Source organism: Pontixanthobacter aestiaquae, assembly GCF_009827455.1.
GTDB lineage: Bacteria > Pseudomonadota > Alphaproteobacteria > Sphingomonadales > Sphingomonadaceae > Pontixanthobacter > Pontixanthobacter aestiaquae.
Map to the genome: position 1 here is coordinate 503,776 of NZ_WTYZ01000001.1, position 17,159 is coordinate 520,934.

Annotated in this window: 18 protein-coding genes; 12 read left to right on the top strand and 6 right to left on the bottom strand. The window is 57.2% G+C overall.

Annotated features, from left to right (window positions below; all coding sequences use genetic code 11):
• Positions 1 to 6: 6 nt before the first annotated feature.
• The gene (locus GRI35_RS02345; protein WP_235900105.1) at positions 7 to 501 is read right to left on the bottom strand and encodes a DUF2141 domain-containing protein; all 495 of its coding nucleotides are present in this window, start codon (positions 499 to 501) and stop codon (positions 7 to 9) included.
• Between the two features lie 265 nt (positions 502 to 766).
• On the opposite strand from GRI35_RS02345, the gene rpe reads away from it, so the two are divergent.
• The 11 genes from rpe to GRI35_RS02400 all read left to right on the top strand — a co-directional run bounded on the left by rpe (position 767) and on the right by GRI35_RS02400 (position 11,238).
• Positions 767 to 1,429: a ribulose-phosphate 3-epimerase gene (rpe, locus tag GRI35_RS02350; protein WP_160612540.1), complete on the top strand. Its 663-nt coding sequence runs from the start codon at positions 767 to 769 to the stop codon at positions 1,427 to 1,429.
• A complete protein-coding gene (locus tag GRI35_RS02355; RefSeq protein ID WP_235900106.1) occupies positions 1,429 to 3,321 on the top strand; it encodes a heparinase II/III family protein in 1,893 nt (630 codons plus the stop codon). Before rpe ends, GRI35_RS02355 begins: the two co-directional genes overlap by 1 nt.
• Positions 3,322 to 3,330: 9 nt before the next feature.
• Positions 3,331 to 4,920, top strand: coding sequence for a bifunctional phosphoribosylaminoimidazolecarboxamide formyltransferase/IMP cyclohydrolase (purH, locus tag GRI35_RS02360; RefSeq protein WP_160612542.1), 1,590 nt, complete (start codon positions 3,331 to 3,333; stop codon positions 4,918 to 4,920).
• 213 nt (positions 4,921 to 5,133) lie between these two features.
• The gene (locus GRI35_RS02365; protein ID WP_160612543.1) at positions 5,134 to 5,271 is read left to right on the top strand and encodes a hypothetical protein; all 138 of its coding nucleotides are present in this window, start codon (positions 5,134 to 5,136) and stop codon (positions 5,269 to 5,271) included.
• Complete coding sequence (msrA, locus tag GRI35_RS02370; RefSeq protein ID WP_160612545.1) at positions 5,268 to 5,945, top strand: peptide-methionine (S)-S-oxide reductase MsrA; 678 nt, start codon at positions 5,268 to 5,270, stop codon at positions 5,943 to 5,945. Before GRI35_RS02365 ends, msrA begins: the two co-directional genes overlap by 4 nt.
• Before the next feature lie 54 nt (positions 5,946 to 5,999).
• Entirely contained in the window at positions 6,000 to 6,464 is a 465-nt protein-coding gene (locus tag GRI35_RS02375) for a Fur family transcriptional regulator (RefSeq protein WP_160612547.1), read from the top strand.
• Between the two features lie 71 nt (positions 6,465 to 6,535).
• Positions 6,536 to 8,461 carry a 1-deoxy-D-xylulose-5-phosphate synthase gene (gene dxs / locus GRI35_RS02380; protein WP_160612549.1) on the top strand — a complete coding sequence of 642 codons (1,926 nt, stop codon included), beginning with the start codon at positions 6,536 to 6,538 and terminating at the stop codon, positions 8,459 to 8,461.
• 9 nt (positions 8,462 to 8,470) lie between these two features.
• Positions 8,471 to 8,632: a hypothetical protein gene (locus GRI35_RS02385; protein ID WP_160612551.1), complete on the top strand. Its 162-nt coding sequence runs from the start codon at positions 8,471 to 8,473 to the stop codon at positions 8,630 to 8,632.
• Entirely contained in the window at positions 8,632 to 9,453 is an 822-nt protein-coding gene (locus tag GRI35_RS02390; RefSeq protein WP_160612553.1) for an alpha/beta hydrolase, read from the top strand. Before GRI35_RS02385 ends, GRI35_RS02390 begins: the two co-directional genes overlap by 1 nt.
• A gap of 9 nt (positions 9,454 to 9,462) precedes the next feature.
• A complete protein-coding gene (locus tag GRI35_RS02395; protein ID WP_160612555.1) occupies positions 9,463 to 10,260 on the top strand; it encodes a crotonase/enoyl-CoA hydratase family protein in 798 nt (265 codons plus the stop codon).
• A gap of 135 nt (positions 10,261 to 10,395) precedes the next feature.
• Positions 10,396 to 11,238, top strand: a complete 843-nt coding sequence (locus tag GRI35_RS02400; RefSeq protein WP_160612557.1) for a hypothetical protein — start codon at positions 10,396 to 10,398, stop codon at positions 11,236 to 11,238.
• Between the two features lie 48 nt (positions 11,239 to 11,286).
• Here the strand turns inward: GRI35_RS02400 and GRI35_RS02405 are convergent, their stop codons facing one another.
• Positions 11,287 to 11,739: a PaaI family thioesterase gene (locus tag GRI35_RS02405; protein WP_160612558.1), complete on the bottom strand. Its 453-nt coding sequence runs from the start codon at positions 11,737 to 11,739 to the stop codon at positions 11,287 to 11,289.
• Between the two features lie 76 nt (positions 11,740 to 11,815).
• On the opposite strand from GRI35_RS02405, the gene GRI35_RS02410 reads away from it, so the two are divergent.
• The gene (locus tag GRI35_RS02410) at positions 11,816 to 12,166 is read left to right on the top strand and encodes a winged helix-turn-helix transcriptional regulator (RefSeq protein ID WP_160612560.1); all 351 of its coding nucleotides are present in this window, start codon (positions 11,816 to 11,818) and stop codon (positions 12,164 to 12,166) included.
• A gap of 5 nt (positions 12,167 to 12,171) precedes the next feature.
• Here GRI35_RS02410 and GRI35_RS02415 read toward each other — a convergent pair whose 3' ends face one another.
• The 4 genes from GRI35_RS02415 to GRI35_RS02430 form a co-directional block, all read right to left on the bottom strand.
• Complete coding sequence (locus tag GRI35_RS02415) at positions 12,172 to 12,672, bottom strand: FKBP-type peptidyl-prolyl cis-trans isomerase (protein ID WP_160612562.1); 501 nt, start codon at positions 12,670 to 12,672, stop codon at positions 12,172 to 12,174.
• A 22-nt stretch (positions 12,673 to 12,694) separates the two neighbouring features.
• Complete coding sequence (locus tag GRI35_RS02420; RefSeq protein ID WP_160612564.1) at positions 12,695 to 14,050, bottom strand: amidohydrolase family protein; 1,356 nt, start codon at positions 14,048 to 14,050, stop codon at positions 12,695 to 12,697.
• Entirely contained in the window at positions 14,047 to 15,345 is a 1,299-nt protein-coding gene (locus GRI35_RS02425) for an amidohydrolase (protein ID WP_407985038.1), read from the bottom strand. Before GRI35_RS02425 ends, GRI35_RS02420 begins: the two co-directional genes overlap by 4 nt.
• A gap of 108 nt (positions 15,346 to 15,453) precedes the next feature.
• Positions 15,454 to 17,097, bottom strand: a complete 1,644-nt coding sequence (locus tag GRI35_RS02430) for a peptide MFS transporter (RefSeq protein ID WP_160612568.1) — start codon at positions 17,095 to 17,097, stop codon at positions 15,454 to 15,456.
• Between the last annotated feature and the right edge of the window lie 62 nt (positions 17,098 to 17,159).

Genomic DNA, 17,159 nt, shown 5'->3' on the forward strand with positions numbered 1-17,159 from the left:
GTAGAGTCACATATAGCGCATGTTGATGGTGATCGATTTCACACCCTCGCCAACTGTGAAGCGCGTCTTTTTATAGCTTGGTTTACCAAGATTGAAGATGTTGATGCTTGGATTGTTGGACATTGCTCCGCCATCCGAAGTGATGTCCGTTTTGCCATTACCATTTTTGTCGTGGCGGACCGCGATCGCATAAGTGCCTGGACCCGATACCGGCACGCAAAATGTCATTGTGCCTTTTCGCGCGCCCGTTTCGATACGGCTGAGCCATTTGCCACTCTTGAGCCATTCCGCTTTGGTGCCCTTGTAACTCTGCACCCGAATTTTGCCTGTCGAGGTCTCAATGCCCGACACAGTGACTTTGACCGCCGAATCGGATCCGGAGGAACATTTCGAAAGATCATTGGAGATAGTGTTGCGATATTGCGCAGTAGCGGGCGCCGCGGCGAGCAATCCGCTTACCGCAAAAGCGGCTGCGCCTAACTTCAGAGTATGTGTCATCATCGATTCAACCCGTTGCAGGTGCGCCCGTAAGCGCAATGTCTTTCTCGAAAAACAGGCTGCATCGCGTTGAGCCTGCCTCAATATAGCTCGGTAGATACGGTATTCGCCCTGAATTCTTGCTGAACTGCCACATTCCCGGGCCTTTTCCGGCGGGTGTTCACTGTCACCGTGTGTGGAAAAGCGCAGTCGCTCCGCTTGTGGCAGCGACTCGCGGCATCTAGGCGGTGTGTATCCGGACTTTCGTGTTCACACAGGCTTAGCATTCATGGCCCAACCACTGATTTCTCCCTCCATTCTTTCTGCCGATTTTGCCCGGCTGGGTGAAGAGGTTCGTGCGATTGACGAGGCTGGCTGCGATTGGGTTCATGTCGATGTGATGGATGGTCACTATGTTCCGAACATTACGATTGGCCCCGATGTGGTGAAGGCGCTTCGTCCGCATACTGACAAGGTCTTTGATGTTCATTTGATGATCAGCCCGGTCGATCAGTATCTTGAAGACTTCGCCAATGCCGGAGCCGACATTATTACCATCCACCCTGAGGCGGGCGCGCATACGCATCGCACCGTTCAGGCAATTAAGGCCTTGGGCAAGAAGGCTGGCGTTTCGCTCAATCCGGCAACACCCGAAAGTGCGCTTGAATATTTGATCGATGATATCGATTTGGTTTTGGTCATGAGCGTAAACCCGGGTTTTGGCGGGCAGAGCTTTATTGCCAGCCAGTTGCGCAAGATCAAGGCGATCCGAAAAATGATCGACGCGACTGGCCGCGATATTCACCTAGAGGTCGATGGCGGAGTTAATCCAGAAACCGCGAAGGATTGCGTTGCTGCTGGGGCGGATGTTTTGGTGGCAGGCTCTGCGACATTCAAAGGCGGCCCGGGGCAATATGCCAAGAACATCGCTGCACTGAAGGGCGCTGTTTGATGGTCGATGCGGCGACCCACACAGGAGCCGCCAGCGACGTTTCGGCTGAGCAATTGGAACTGGATCCGGGTGAAGAGGGCATGGCGATCCCTCTCAGCACGGGCGATTCTGGTGATGCTCTGATTGCAGGCGAAAGCGCGGTCCACTCGGCCAAGCGTGAAACTTTGGAGCCGGGCCGCGCACTCGTGGTCACCGATTTCGCACCACCGTCTATTGGTGCGGGCGAGCGTTTGATCCGTCTGGCTTACCGGCTTGGTGTGCCGGCTTCCACATTGAGTTCGCCATTTTCCAAACCGGCCAAACCGCGGCTGCTTGCCACAGTTCCCACACCGCTCGTCGGTGAACGCGCGGCAGGTGTCGCATTGCGCGCCGGGCATTTCTTGGTTCATGGCGTCAAGGCGCCAATCGCGCAGATGGACTTTGCGCCGACTGCGCGCCTGACGCCGCCATTCGAGCGCGTTGTGCACGGGTTTTCGTGGATGCGCGATCTCGCTGTGTCTGCACCGCGTGAACAATGCACCGCGACGGCAGAGCGGGTTATGGATGCTTGGCTCGATGCCAATGAAAAGCCGGGCAAGAATGCTCCATGGCATGTCGAGAATGTCGGGCATCGTCTGATGAACTGGCTGGTACATGCACCATTGATTTTGTCGGGCAGCGATTCCGATAACCGGCTCCGTATTATAGAAGCCATGGCAGGTACGGCTCGCTGGCTTGATCGCAATGTTACCAAAGCGCCCGATCGAATGGGCGAAGTGGCGGGCTGGTGCGCGATTGTTGCCGCCGGTCTGCTGATGCCCGAAGGTCGCCCGCGCCGCCTGTTTGGTGAAGCTGGCCTGATCCGCAGTTTGGGCGAATTGGTCGCCGATGATGGTGGCACTCTGTCGCGGAGTCCGCTCGCGCAGATGGATGCTATCGCGCTGCTGATCGACCTGTCTTCCTGCTACCGTGCGATTGACCGCGATCCTCCTGAAGCGCTCGATACAATGCTGAACCTGCTCGTTCCGCCATTGCTCACATTGGTGCATTCGGACGGCAGCCTGTCGAGCTGGCAGGGTGCGGGGGCGATCCGGGCAGACCGGATTGCCGCGTTGATTGATGCGAGCACTGTTCGCGCGCGTCCGCTCAAGAATGTCCGGCAGTGGGGCTATCAACGGATTGCGAAGAACAAGACAACGCTGATTTTCGATGCGGCCCCACCGCCTTTGGCGCGCAATGCCCGTTCGGGCTGTGCGTCCACACTGGCATTTGAACTATGCTCGCAAGGCCAGCGTATTGTCGTCAATTGTGGCGGTGCAGCGTTCGCGGGCGGGCAAGTTCCCGCGCGGATCGAGCAAGGTCTGCGCGCCACTGCGGCACATTCCACTCTGACACTTGATGATGCGAATTCCACCGCTGTTCATATCAACGGAAAGTTGGGCGCAGGTGTTAGCGAGGTCGAAGTCGACCGCAAGACAATGAAGGTGGATCAAGGGCTCGCCACCCGGATCGAGGCCAGCCATGATGGCTATGCGGCCCGCTTCGGCCTGACTCATCGGCGGATGCTGATCATGCGCGAAGACGGTAGCGAGCTGCGCGGCGAAGATCTGCTGGTTCCGGTTGGCAAAAAGGGTAAACGCGGCAAGATCGGCTTTGCCATTCGCTTTCATATTGGGCCTGGCATTGAGCTGGGTCTATCGGAAGATAAAAAAGGCGCCGGACTGGCTTTGCCCGATGGCACGTACTGGCAGTTCCGCCTCGCGTCGGGAGACGATGGCGGCGACCTTTCGATTGAGGAAAGCATGTGGGTCGATGGGGGCGGGCGTCCGCAACCGATCCAGCAATTGGTAATTCAAGGCATGACATCGCGCGGCGGGGGACGTTTCTCGTGGCTGCTCAAGAAAATGGGATAAACTCGCACAATGACTGATGTGACCATCAAACGGGCCCTGCTGTCAGTGTCCGACAAAAGCGGTTTGGTAGAACTGGGCCACAGTCTGGCTGCAAGGGGCGTGGAACTCGTGTCGACTGGCGGTACTGCAAAGGCACTTCGCGACGCCGGGCTGGACGTCAAAGACGTGTCCGACCTCACCGGCTTCCCCGAGATGATGGATGGCCGGGTCAAAACCCTTCATCCGATGGTGCATGGCGGCTTGCTTGCGGTGCGCGATAATCCCGAGCATTTCGCGGCGATGGAACAGCACGCAATCGGTGCAATCGATCTGGTTGTGGTGAATCTCTACCCGTTTGAAGCAACCGTGATGCGCGGTGCAGATCGGCCCGAGATCATCGAGAATATCGATATTGGCGGGCCCAGCATGGTCCGCTCGGCGGCGAAGAACCATGCGTTTGTAACGATTGTTACTGATCCGGCCGATTACGGCACTTTGACCAATGAGCTCGAAGCCAGCGACGGCGCGACCTCGCTGGCATTTCGCAAGAAGATGGCTGCGAAAGCATTCGGCGCCACAGCTGCCTATGATTCGATGATTAGTCAGTGGTTTGCCTTTGCCGACCAAGGCCAGTTTTTCCCGGATATGCTGGCGGTAAACGGAAAAGAACCGGTTGCACTCCGTTATGGGGAGAATCCGCACCAAAAGGCGGCGCTCTATACGCCTGTCGGCCCTGCCGCGAAAGGCATCGCGCAGGCTGAACAGCTCCAAGGCAAAGAGCTGAGTTATAACAATTACAATGATGCGGACGCAGCGTTGGAGCTTTGCGCCGAATTCGCAGGGGGAGATCCTGCGGTCGTGATCGTGAAGCACGCCAACCCGTGCGGGGTGGCGCAGCGCGGCAGCTTGCTTGAGGCATGGGAAGAAGCACTGGCGTGCGACAGCGTGTCAGCGTTCGGCGGCATCGTAGCGGTCAATGTACCGCTCGACGGACCAACTGCAGAAGCGATCTGCAAAATTTTCACAGAAGTCGTAATTGCTCCATCAGTCAGCGACGAAGCACGCGCCGCCTTTGCCAAGAAGAAGAATTTGCGCCTGCTCGTGACCGGCGACCTGCCGGACCCTCGTCGTAGCGGGCTTTCGGTCAAGCCGATCACCGGCGGCTTGCTCGTCCAATCGCGAGACAATGGCGCGATCAGCGATGATGATCTGAAAGTTGTGACCGAACGACAACCAACCGAGCAGGAGCTGAAAGACTGCCTATTCGCGTGGACGGTCGCGCGTCACGTCAAATCGAACGCGATTGTTTATGCCAAGGATGGTGCAACGGCTGGCATCGGCGCAGGCCAGATGAACCGACGCGACAGTTCGCGTATTGCCGCGATGAAAGCTGCTGAGGCTGCGGAGAAATACGCCTGGGATCAAAGTCGTGCTGTCGGTAGCGCTGTGGCATCAGACGCCTTCTTCCCATTCGCCGACGGATTGCTTGCTGCCGCAGAGGCGGGTGCAACTGCGATTATCCAACCGGGCGGTTCCATGCGCGATGATGAAGTAATTGACGCCGCGAATGAAGCGGGCCTGGCGATGGTTTTCACCGGAATGCGCCACTTTAGGCATTAGTTTGTTTCGCCCCTCAACCGCCGGACCGAATGCATCCGCTTGCCTTGGCTGCCTCGCGTAAGCTTGGGCGAACGCTGGCTTTTGAGGCCAAAACAAACATTCTGAAACCTTTTCGGCGTTTCGAACGAACCTCCTTACAACAACGGAGCGTTCACCGGACTGAAAGAGCCGGTGAGTAATAGGCGCTCTCGAGATTCGAGAAAGATATTCGCCATGAGCATTTTTAACACAGACATGCCGCGCAATTTCGCCATCGGTTTTTTTGTTGGCGTGTTGATTGTCGCATTCCAGATCAGTCCCGAGCTCGGCAGCCAAGTGCTTCCTGAAGCGGTTGCGACGACATTCTCGTGAAGCGCGCATTCCTCCCACTGGCGGCTGCCGCACTGGCACTCTCTGGCTGCGGCTATCCTGCATTAGCAGCGGAGAATGTCGTTTCCGCACCAGCAGCGAAGCGTTTCGCCAATGAAGGTGTTGGCCTGAAGACTGCAATCTTTGCAGGTGGGTGCTTTTGGGGTGTCGAAGGCGTGTTCAGTCATGTCAAAGGCGTGAAGAGCGCGGTGTCCGGTTATCATGGGGGCAATGCAGCGACCGCAACGTATGAACAGACTAACACCGGCGTCACCGGCCATGCCGAAGTCGTACGTGTTGTCTACGATCCGAAAGTGGTTCGCTATGACGAATTGCTCCGGATTTTCTTCTCTGTGGTGGCCGATCCAACGCTTTATAATCGGCAAGGCCCGGATCGCGGCAGCCAATACCGCGCGGCGCTGGTTCCTGTGAATGCGGAGCAGCGCAAAGTCGCCTCAGCCTATCTCCGGCAGATGGAAGCCTCCGGTAAATGGTCCAGTCCCATTGTGACCAAGGTCGAGCGGTATAAAACGTTCTACGACGCGGAAGATTATCATCAGGACTTCATGATCCGGAACCCTAATCACGGATATATCCGCCGGTGGGACAAGCCCAAAGTGGCGGCGCTGAAACGGCTTTATCCGTCGCATTACCGGGCAAAATTCGTTCGCAACTGATCGCTGGCTCGTCGCAGAGTGGAAACTCCGGCGGTTGATCGCTATGTTGGCAGTATGGCAACGCACGCACATACCCATCACGAGCATTCTGGCGAGAGCCTGATTGATGCTGCCCGCGAATCGCTAGTCGCTTCAGGCGAGCAATGGACGAGCATGCGGTCCGATGTTTTCGAAGAGTTGGCGCGGCACGACCGCCCTGCTTCTGCCTATGACATCGCCGACAACCTTTCCGCCAAGCGCGGCAAACGGGTTGCGCCCAACAGCGTGTACCGGATCCTCGACCTGTTTGTGAGCAACAATCTCGCGTTGCGGGTGGAAAGCTCCAATGCCTATCTGGCGAACAGCCACCCGGGATGCACACATGACTGTATTTTCTTGGTCTGCGACGAATGCGGCGAAGCGACGCATATCGACAATGACGATATCTCGAGCAAAGTGCGCGGCGTGGCAAAGAGTGCAAACTTTAGCACCCGGCGTCCGATTATCGAAATTCGGGGGATTTGCGCCAGCTGCAGCTGACGCCCAGCCGTGCTTTTTTATAGATAAAGCGTTCATCGACAGTTTCGATTTGTCGGTGTAGAGCTTAGTGCATGACTTCACGACCTGACACACCGCTACTCGATACCGTCGATACTCCCACAGACCTCAGAAAACTGAAACCGGAGCAGCTTCGGCAGCTTTCTGACGAGCTTCGCAATGAGATGATATCTGCGGTTGGCTCTACTGGCGGGCATTTAGGCTCGGGCCTCGGAGTGGTCGAGCTGACAGTGGCGATCCACTATGTCTTCAACACGCCCGAAGACCGGCTGATTTGGGATGTTGGCCACCAATGCTACCCGCACAAGATTCTGACCGGGCGGCGCGACCGCATCCGTACTTTGCGGCAAGGCGGTGGTCTTTCGGGTTTCACCAAGCGTAGCGAGAGCGAATTTGATCCGTTCGGGGCAGCGCATAGTTCGACATCGATTTCGGCCGGCTTGGGTTTCGCAGTTGCCAATAAGCTGAATGACAAGCCCGGGCGCGGCATTGCCGTCATCGGCGACGGCGCGATGAGCGCGGGCATGGCCTATGAAGCGATGAATAATGCCGAGCAGGCTGGCAATCGGCTCGTGGTCATCCTCAATGATAATGACATGTCGATTGCGCCTCCCGTTGGCGGTCTGTCCGGCTATCTTGCGCGGCTGATCTCCTCCAGCGAATATCTCGGTCTGCGTAGTCTGGCATCGAAAATGACCGCAAAGCTTAGCCGCCGGGTTCACAAATCGCTGGGTACAGTCGAAAGCCACACCCGCGGGATGGTGACTGGCGGAACACTGTTTGAAGAGCTTGGCTTCTACTATGTCGGCCCGATTGACGGGCACAATCTCGAGCATTTGATTCCGGTTCTGGAAAATGTCCGTGATGCCGAAGAGGGCCCAATCCTGATCCATGTCCGCACAGTGAAGGGCAAAGGCTACGCTCCCGCCGAGAATAGCGCGGACAAATATCACGGCGTCGCCAAATTCGATGTGGTCAGCGGGAAACAGGACAAGGGCCCAGGCGGCGGACCACCAAACTATCAGAATGTATTCGGCGAGACGCTGGCGAAACTGGCAGAAACCGACCCGAAAATTTGTGCAATTACCGCCGCGATGCCTTCCGGAACTGGAGTCGATAAATTTGCGCAGGCGCATCCGGACAGGGCATTCGACGTCGGCATTGCCGAACAACACGGCGTCACCTTCGCCGCCGGTCTGGCAGCGCAGGGTATGCGGCCATTCGCGGCGATCTATTCGACTTTCCTCCAGCGCGCTTACGACCAGATTGTGCATGATGTCGCGATCCAGAATCTGCCGGTGCGCTTCGCAATCGACCGCGCAGGCTTGGTCGGTGCCGATGGCGCAACCCATGCCGGTTCCTTCGATGTGACCTATCTCGCCACGCTTCCCAATTTCGTGGTGATGGCCGCGGCTGACGAAGCCGAGCTCGCGCACATGACTTATACCGCAGCGGAGTATGATGATGGCCCGATAGCCTTCCGCTATCCGCGCGGTGTTGGCACCGGCGTCCCGATTCCGGAGGAGCTCGAGAAGCTGGAAATCGGCAAAGGCCGCGTCCTTCGTGAAGGCAACAAGGTTGCGCTCTTATCTTTGGGCACGCGTCTTGCTGAAAGCCTGAAGGCGGCCGATGAGCTGGAGGCCAAGGGACTTTCCACTACCGTTGCCGACCTGCGCTTTGCCAAGCCGCTCGATACCGTTCTGATCGAACGATTGATGCGTACGCATGAAGCGGTGATCACGATCGAGGAAGCCGCGATTGGCGGCCTGGGCGCGCACGTTCTGACTTTTGCCAGCGACAATGGTTTGACCGACGCGGGCCTGAAAATCCGTACGATGCGTCTGCCCGACATGTTCCAGGATCAGGACGCGCCGCACAAGCAATATGACCAAGCTGGGCTGAATGCGCCGGACATTGTCGAAACCGTCCTCAAGGCGTTGCGCCACAACAGCGCCGGGATCGAAGAAGCGCGGGCGTAGACTTGGGCCATGGATGACCTACCGATTGACGAAGATGATTGGGGTGTCGATTGGCCGCGCATCTATTCTGAAGGGCAAGGCTTCCACGAAAGCCACTTTCCAGATTGGCCTGAGAATTGGCTAGTAACCATCCGCAATTACGGCCGTTGGCTTGATATGGCGCCGGTATAATGCGCTGGTTGATTGGTGCGGTTTCGGTTGCGGTCATTGCCTATTTGGCGGTGGCGGCGCTGCTATATTTCCAGCAAGGCCGGATGATCTATCCCGCGCCCCAAGATGTGGTTCCGCTGCCTGCGGGGTTTGAAGAAGTCGCTCTGGAAACGGCTGATGGTTTGACGCTCAGGTCATTTTACAAACCTGCCGACGAAGGCCGGCCGACGGCAGTCTATTTTCACGGGAATGGTGGGACTTTGCTGGGTAGCGCCGCAGCAACATCGCGTCTTGGCCAGAAAGGATATGGCTTGCTGCTGGTCGAGTACCGTGGTTATGGCGGCAATGCGGGCGAGCCTTCAGAAGCAGGCTTTTATCAAGATGGCCGTGCAGCTCTAGCGTTCCTGGAGGCGCGTGGCGTTCAACAAGATCAAACCATCCTGATCGGCAATTCGATTGGTGGCGGGACCGCCACGCAGATGGCGACCGAGATACAGCCTAAAGCACTTATTCTAGTCGCGCCTTTCACCAGCGTGCCGGATGTGGCGAGTGCGGCTTTGCCGTGGGTTCCCGTGCATTTGCTGGTCCGCGACCAGTTCGACAACACAGCGAAGATGGCAAAGATAGACGCGCCCGTACTGGTCCAGCACGGCTCGGCGGATACGATGATCCCCTCTGTTCATGGCGAGACTCTGGCGGATATGGCACCCAATGGTTTGTTCCAGTCATTCGATGGTGCAGGACATGATTTGATCTTCGATCCCGCACCGCAATCGGCACAATATGTGTGGCTAACCGAAATCGATGCCGACCTATCCCTGCCACAATCTGCGAGAGAATAGGACACCAGCATGTCTCTTCTGACTGTCTCAAAAACCGACCACGTTACAACGCTCACGCTCAATCGACCCGAGGCAATGAACGCCCTTGGTGCTGACGGAGACGGACGCGACTTCGTTGCCGCCTGCGATGCTATCAATGCCGATCCGGATGTGCGCTGTGTTATTGTCACGGGTGCGGGGAAGGCATTTTCCGCTGGCGGTGATGTGAAAGCGATGCGTGAGCGGACCGGCAATTTCGGCGGGAATCCGGTCGACATCGCCGATGGCTATCGCACCAATATCCATCTGATCCTGCGCGCGCTCTATGGTTTGAAAGTCCCATTGATTGCTGCCGTCAATGGCGCGGCCATAGGACTTGGCTGCGATTTGGCGTGTCTCGCAGATATGCGGATTGCATCGGACCGGGCCAAGTTCGGCGTCACGTTCCTCAAGCTCGGCATTATTCCCGGAGACGGCGGCACATGGATTTTGCCGCGTGTTATTGGTGAAGCACGCGCGGCGGAGCTGTTCTATACCGGCGATGTGATCGATGCGGCCAAGGCCTGCGAGTGGGGATTGGTGAGCCGCGTGGTTCAGGGCGATACTCTGATAGCGGAAGCTGAAGCGCTTGCAGCGAAAATCGCCAAGATGCCGCCACACGCGTTGCGTCAGACCAAGAACCTGCTGCGACAAGGGCGTTCGATTACATATGACACCGCGCTGGAGCTTGCCGCCAATACGCAGGCGCTAATGCATCATACCGAGGATCATATGGAGGGTATCGACGCATTGCTCGAAAAGCGCGAGGCCGATTTCAAGGGGAAATAGTCCATTCGCCTTTTTAAATTCTTGTGATAGACCGCCCCAACTAAATGCAGAGGAGGGGCAGTGGAATTTCTCGAAGCCTTCAGATGGATTTGTTTGGCTATATTTGGGTTGGCAGGGCTTATTTGGCTGCTCGACATGGCTCAGCTGATTACTATTCGAGAGGCCGGTCAACGCAAGCTGCTGACTGCTGCATTGGGGACCACTCTGATTGGGAGCATGGCAAGTTTTGCGGCAGTAGAGTTCTTTCCCAATGGCGGGAAAAGCAATGGCGGTGGAGCCTCTGAAGAAGAGCAATCGGGCAAAGAATCGTCCGATGAAGACTTTGGCGAAGCCCGAGCCACGGATCCAACGGGCGCTGGCAACCGGGATACAGGAGAAGCCGATTCCGATACGCCTTCTTCGCCTGTGCCTGATCTGGCACCTACACCTACACCATCACCCTCAACGCCAGCAGTAGCGGCAGAGGATGAAATGCCAGCATGCACGATGGCGCCGCCTCCAGAGTTCGCGGCCTGGGCAGAGACAAATCTTGGGCCTCGTCCCAATTTTGCGTGCGCATTGGAGGCAAAGTATCCTGGCTGTGTCGCTGATATACAAAGCCGAGGCGAAGGAGCGACAGTTGGAAGTGAAGCTGCCGAGTGTGCGCGAAAGATCACAGAGTTTCGCCGCCCCACAATTTCCAAAGTCTACGAGTTTAAAGACCCGTATGATCGAAAAATTGATGAGATTGCACCATCGCTGAGCAGTCCACAGACGGAGATCGACCAGAATCGCCGGGAATATCTGTGTGCGGAAATCAAACGGCTTAACGGGCCGCAATGGCAAAAGTTCAATGCACTAGCTAAACGATCCAGTCGCGACGCTGAGTTGTGTTACTCAGACGCACGATGTGGCAGTGGCAGCATCGCAGCTCCGTCATCGGATACCGGCATCGATCCCGAAGAGCTGGGCGTTTGCCAAAACACAGCTACACCGTGAGACGGCTCGTCATACAGCTCAATAAGAGTTGGTCATAACCAAAGGGCGCTAGCGCTTTTGCTCAATCTGCCCTTTCGGTACGATCGTTCCTTGTGCGCAGGCCACGAGTTTCGATGCACCGCCATCATCCTCGGCCCAAACCTCTGCCCTTACGACGACCTGGCGCTTGCCCGCCTTTATCACCGTGCCTTTAGAGCGCAGTCTTGTTCCAATCGCGGGTGCCAGAAAACTGATCGTGTACGATCCGGTGACTACATCTCCAACCGCGCTGGCCGCCGCCCATGCGCAGGCATTGTCCGCCATCAAACCGACAATGGCACCATGGGCGAAGCCGTGATGCTGGGTCATGTCCGGTCTAAGCGCCAGGAGCAGCTCGGATTCGCCTTCCCACACTTTAATGGGCTCGACATCAAGCCAGTTGGAGAAGCCGGAGCGCTTAACCGCAACCTCTTTCATATAGGCGATGGAGGCTTCGGGAGAATCAAAACGCGAGGCAGCCATGGCTTATTCCTTTAAGTCTGCAATGCAGACTATATGGCACTTGCCCTCCCGTGGCACAAGTCTGATAAGCAGACTGATGAAGCGTTACGAAGCCTCCCGTTCTCCGTGCCCGATTGGTCGCGCCTCCCGCGTCGTGGGCGATCGCTGGGTTTTGCTAATCTTGCGTGAGACTTTTTTGGGTGTATCGCAGTTCGAAGACTTGAAAAACCGTTTGCCGATCAGCCGTGCAGCATTGTCTTCCCGGTTGGCGTTGATGATAGACGCTGGCCTGTTGTTTCGCGATCCGCCTGACGCCAAGCGGGCTGCCTATATTCTCACTGAATCCGGTAAGGCTCTGAGCCCGGTTCTGGCTGCCATCGGTACATGGAGTGCACAGCATCTGTTCGATCCAGATGACCCGCCGCGCAATTGGAGGTCTCCTGGATAGGAGGGCTACTGTATCGCCAGCAATTCGATTGTAAAAAGCAGTGTCGCGCCGCCGGGGATTCCGTTACCGCCGCGTGCGCCATAGGCAATCGAGGCAGGCGCTGCGATTTCGATTGTATCGCCGACAGTCATTTGTGGAACGGCCAACTGCCAGGCCTTAATGAGGCGTCTCAGCGGGAATGTGGCGGGCTGGCCCCGATCATAGGAACTGTCGAACGTCGTCCCGTCGACGAAAGTGCCCGCATAATGCAGCGTGACCGTGTCCCTCACCGTTGCACGTGCGCCGGTCCGGTTGCCTTTGACGTTGCGCCATAACAGGCCGCCCTCGACCCAGCGCCAGCCATCCTTGTAGGTACGCTCGGCCAATGCAGCCTGCTGCGCATTATGCCAAGCAGCACCGCGTTCCGGATCGACAATTTCTTCCGCCTCGGTCTCGGTATTCTGCGCCTGTGTTGGCACAGCGCAGAGTATCGCAGCGCTCAACGCTACGGCGTATATCGTGTGCATCACGAACCCCGAGTATCGTTGCTTACCAATCATAGGCCTTGGGCAGATCGCTTTCGTCCAGATCACGATACCGGTCACGGAGGCGTGTCTGGTGGTTGCTCAGCGGCTGCTCGATCCCATCGATGAAGACCCGTGTAGGATTTGATGACAGTTCCAGAGGATCGCCATCCCACATCACGACATCGCCCATCGCACCGGCTTGCAATATGCCTGCTTTGCCGCCCAACCCGCTAATTTCCGCTGGGATGGACGTGATCGAGGCGAAGGCTTGCCCCCACGTCAGACCGCTGGCGCGCGGCACTTTGCTGAGCGCCACCAGATTGCCTGCATATTGCGTCAGATTGCGCGGCTGTTCGAATGCGCCGATGCCGCCGATTGCCACTTTCACGCCTGCCTGTCTCATACGCCCGACATTGCTTTGCGTCGCTGCAAGTTGCTCAAAGCTGGAAGGCAGATCGTCGAGCGGATCGGCAATCACCGGGATACCCGATGCGGCGAGCGCATTCGCCGCCAGCCAGCCCTCGCTCGCGCCCAAAAGGACGATGTCGAGCTTTGGAAATTCCTGCTTCAGTGCAATGACCTTGCGGATATCCGATGCCCGCTCGGCATGGATATATAGTTTCTGCTTACCCGAAATGACGGGTACCAGTGATTGGACGTCAGGGCGTGTCAGCAATGCATCTTCGCCCTCCCAAGCACCTGCAACATAGGCTTGTGCCTCAGCCATGGCGTTGCGAAGCTCCAGGTTGGACGCAGTCCGACCACCGCCTGCGATACGCGCACCGCGTTCGCCCAGCACTACCATTTGGAACGAGCGGGCCTGCGTGATCGGCTCGGGATCGACGCCCAGATCAATCGTTGCGCCTTGTCCGGCAAAGATCGAATCGCCGGGAGCATGCGCCACTGTCGCTCGGGTTACGCCGCCAGCGCGGCTGACCGCGATATGCTCTGAGGCGGGATTAATGGCTTGGCTGATATCCAATGCGGCGCTGAAGCGCGAATCGCTCGCGCCTCCATCATTGCTGTTCCTGACCCCGCTGACATCGAACACGCCGATATCGGTCACGGCTGCGAAGATGCCAGGGGTGACCCAAGCACCTTTCGCGTCAATAACAGGCACGCTAATTACCAAAGGCTGGCCCGAAGCGTCGCGTCTGGAGACGTCTAGATAATCATCACTGCTGCCAAGCGTCTCACCGTCCCCGGAATCTACTAAAACGATGGTGCCGCCGCGAATGCGTATCACGCCGCCATTGATCGGCTCGCTTCCGTCACCGATGGCCAATTTGGCGTTGATGATTGTCACATCCTGGGCTGCGACGGACGCAGTGAAGGCGAGCGCTGAACATGCGGCTGCGAGTGTGAAAAGACGCTTCATTTCACATCTCCTTCACCGGGCTGGCCGAGCTCGAAATCGCTCACTGGCCTGCGCTTGGGATCATTCGCATCATAAAGCATCGCGCCATCGATCCAGACTTTCTCCGGCCGCGAATACACACTCAACGGATCGCCGTTCCACAGTACGACGTCTGCCATTTTACCGCTTTCCAAACTACCCGTCATATCGTCGATGCCCATCGCTTTCGCAGCGTTCAGAGTGAGCCAAGAAATAACCGTCGCATCGGGAATATCGATCCCCATGCGCTTGCCCGCAGCTTGCGCCTTGGAGGCTTCTTGGTTGAGCCGCTGGATGCCGTTCTCGTCGTCCGAATGGATGACGACACAGGCATCGGCATTCTGCAGCAATGCGGCGTTTTCCGGGATGCCGTCATAGCTTTCCATTTTGAAGCCGTACCAGTCAGCCCAGATGGCAGAGCAAGTCCCTGCCTCTTTCAGCAGATCGCCAATTTTGTAAGCCTCAACCGCATGGTGGAACGCGCTGACTTTATAGCCGAACTCTTTGCCCATATCGAGCACGAGAGCCATTTCGTCGGCGCGGTAACAGTGGTTGTGAATCAGGATATCTCCATCAAGCACGCCCGCGAGAGTTTCCTTGGCGAGGTTACGCTTGTCCCGATCGCCTTCGGCATATTCTTTGGCATCAAGCCATGTCTGGCGGTTGACCGCGAAGTTGCCCATTCGGGTCGATGGCATCCGGCCTCGGCCGCCATATACGCGCTTGGGGTTCTCCCCGCAGGCCATTTTCATTCCGTAGGGCGCACCAGGAAACTTCATGCCTTGCACGGTCCTGCTGGGCACGTTTTTCAGGGTCGCTGTGCGCCCACCCATCAGGTTGGCCGAACCCGGCAGGATTTGTAGCGCTGTGATTCCGCCATTTGCCATCGCGCGGCTGAAGCCAGGGTCTTGCGGCCAGACCGAATGTTCGGCCCAGACATCAGGGGTGGTCGGGCTGGTTGCCTCATTACCGTCCGAATGCGCTTGGACTGACGGGCTGGGATAATTGCCCAGATGGCTATGAATATCGATAATGCCGGGCGTCACGAATTTTCCGGTGCCATCGATCCGCGTGTAGCCCGATGGGATGGCCAGCTCGCTACCACCAACCCCGACAATCTTGCCGTCCGCGAACAGCACGGTGCCGCCATCAATCCGGCCGCCAGCGCCATCGTAAATCGTTGCGCCGACCAATGCTGTCGGCGCGCCCGGATAGGGAGTGTACGTCGAGGCGTAGGGTGTCTCGGCTGCTTCCGCCGACGCGGGCGTATTGGACACGCTAGCCGGTTTCGATTGACCGGAGGCGGAACATGCAGCGAGCGCTACCGCGCCCCCCAAAACGGTTAAGGCACGGTAGCGCATCAGCTTTAGTCTCCACTTATCAAATCAGCTCTTTGTCGCAGGGTGAACGCCGCCGCCTTGCGCTTCAAGTCCAGCTTCGGCTGCACCCTCAAGCGTATCATCCTTCAGCGTATCAAGGTGCATAAGCTTCTTGATCAGTGGGCTGACCACCATCGCTGCAACACCGATGCCGACCGCGTAAAGGCCAACCGTCCAATACACATCTAGGACGACCTGTTTGCCGGCTTCTTCGCCGACACCTTCGCCGCCGGTCGCCCGAGCAATCAATCCTGCGGCAAAGTTACCCAGCGCGGATGCGAAGAACCATGTACCCATTATGAGCGACGCCATATGAGCAGGCGCCAAGCGGTTCATAGCGCTCAGGCCAACTGGGCTTAGGCACAATTCGCCGGTCGTGTGCAGCAGATAGATCAAGAAAATGAAAATCACCGGCGTTGGAACACCTGCGCCTGCACCTTCGGAACCCCAGACGAGGACCAAGAAGCCTAGGCCCACCTGCACAATCGCTAAACCGAATTTCATCGGCGTAGATGGCTCTTTGCCACTGCGCGCAAGGCTCTGCCACATCATCGCGAACACCGGTGCAAGCAGCACGATGTAGATCGCGTTGATGGACTGGAACATTGATGCGTTCACGCCTGCAGTATCGACATAGCGATCTGTGAATAGGTTAAGGGATGAGCCTGCCTGTTCAAACAAGGCCCAGAATACGATCGAAGTCAGGATCAGGAACATCGCTGCAAAGATTCGGTCGCGTTCCTCTGGGACGAGCTTGGTGACTGCGGTGAACAAGACATACAAGACGAGACCGCCACCGAAGGCGCCCAAAACATATCCGACAAGTTCCTGATACTGGATTGCGGCCCAGCACAGCGCAACCATAGCAAGGCCAGCACCGTAGATGCCCCATTCCTTGCCGCCTGTGAGCTTTGCAGGATCCTTGGGCTCACCTTTGCCGAGAAGCAATGGTTTGCCCAAGACAAAGAAGACCAGACCGATCAGCATGCCGACGCCGGCGAGGCCAAAGCCGTATTCCCAGCCATAAGTCTGACCCAAGAAACCGCAGATGATCGATGCTGTTGCCGCACCGACGTTAATGCCCATGTAGAAGATGGTGTAAGCGGGGTCGCGGCGGATATCGGTGCGCGAATAAAGCTGACCAACAATGACCGAGATATTGGCTTTTAGGAAGCCCGAACCTACGATAATAAGTGCGAGCGCCGCCCAGAATACGTTGATGGTCGGATCATCCTGGCCACCGGTACCTTCAAACGCCATGAAGAAGTGGCCAAAGGTAAGTAGGACGGCACCAAACAGAACGGCTTTGCGCTGCCCCAGATAACGATCAGCCAGATATCCGCCGACAACGGGAGTAATGTATACCAGCGCAGTGTAGGCGCCGTAAATGATCGAGGCATCGCCGTCCGAGAAGGCCCAATGCTGCACGAGATAGAAAATCAGCAGTGCCCGCATGCCGTAATAGGAGAAGCGCTCCCACATCTCGGCAAGGAACAGCAAGAACAGCCCCTTTGGATGACCCGCAAATTCGGATTGAGGCCGGGTCACGATATACGTGCCGCCTAAGAGAAAGGCTGCCAGCGCGACAACTGCGATCCAGAAAGCCCACAGCTCGAACAGCGAATCGAACGTGAAAATAAACTCATGCATGGGCGTAAGCCCCCCTCAAATTTGTTGCCCACTCCCGTTGGGCCGAATGGCGGGCACACTAG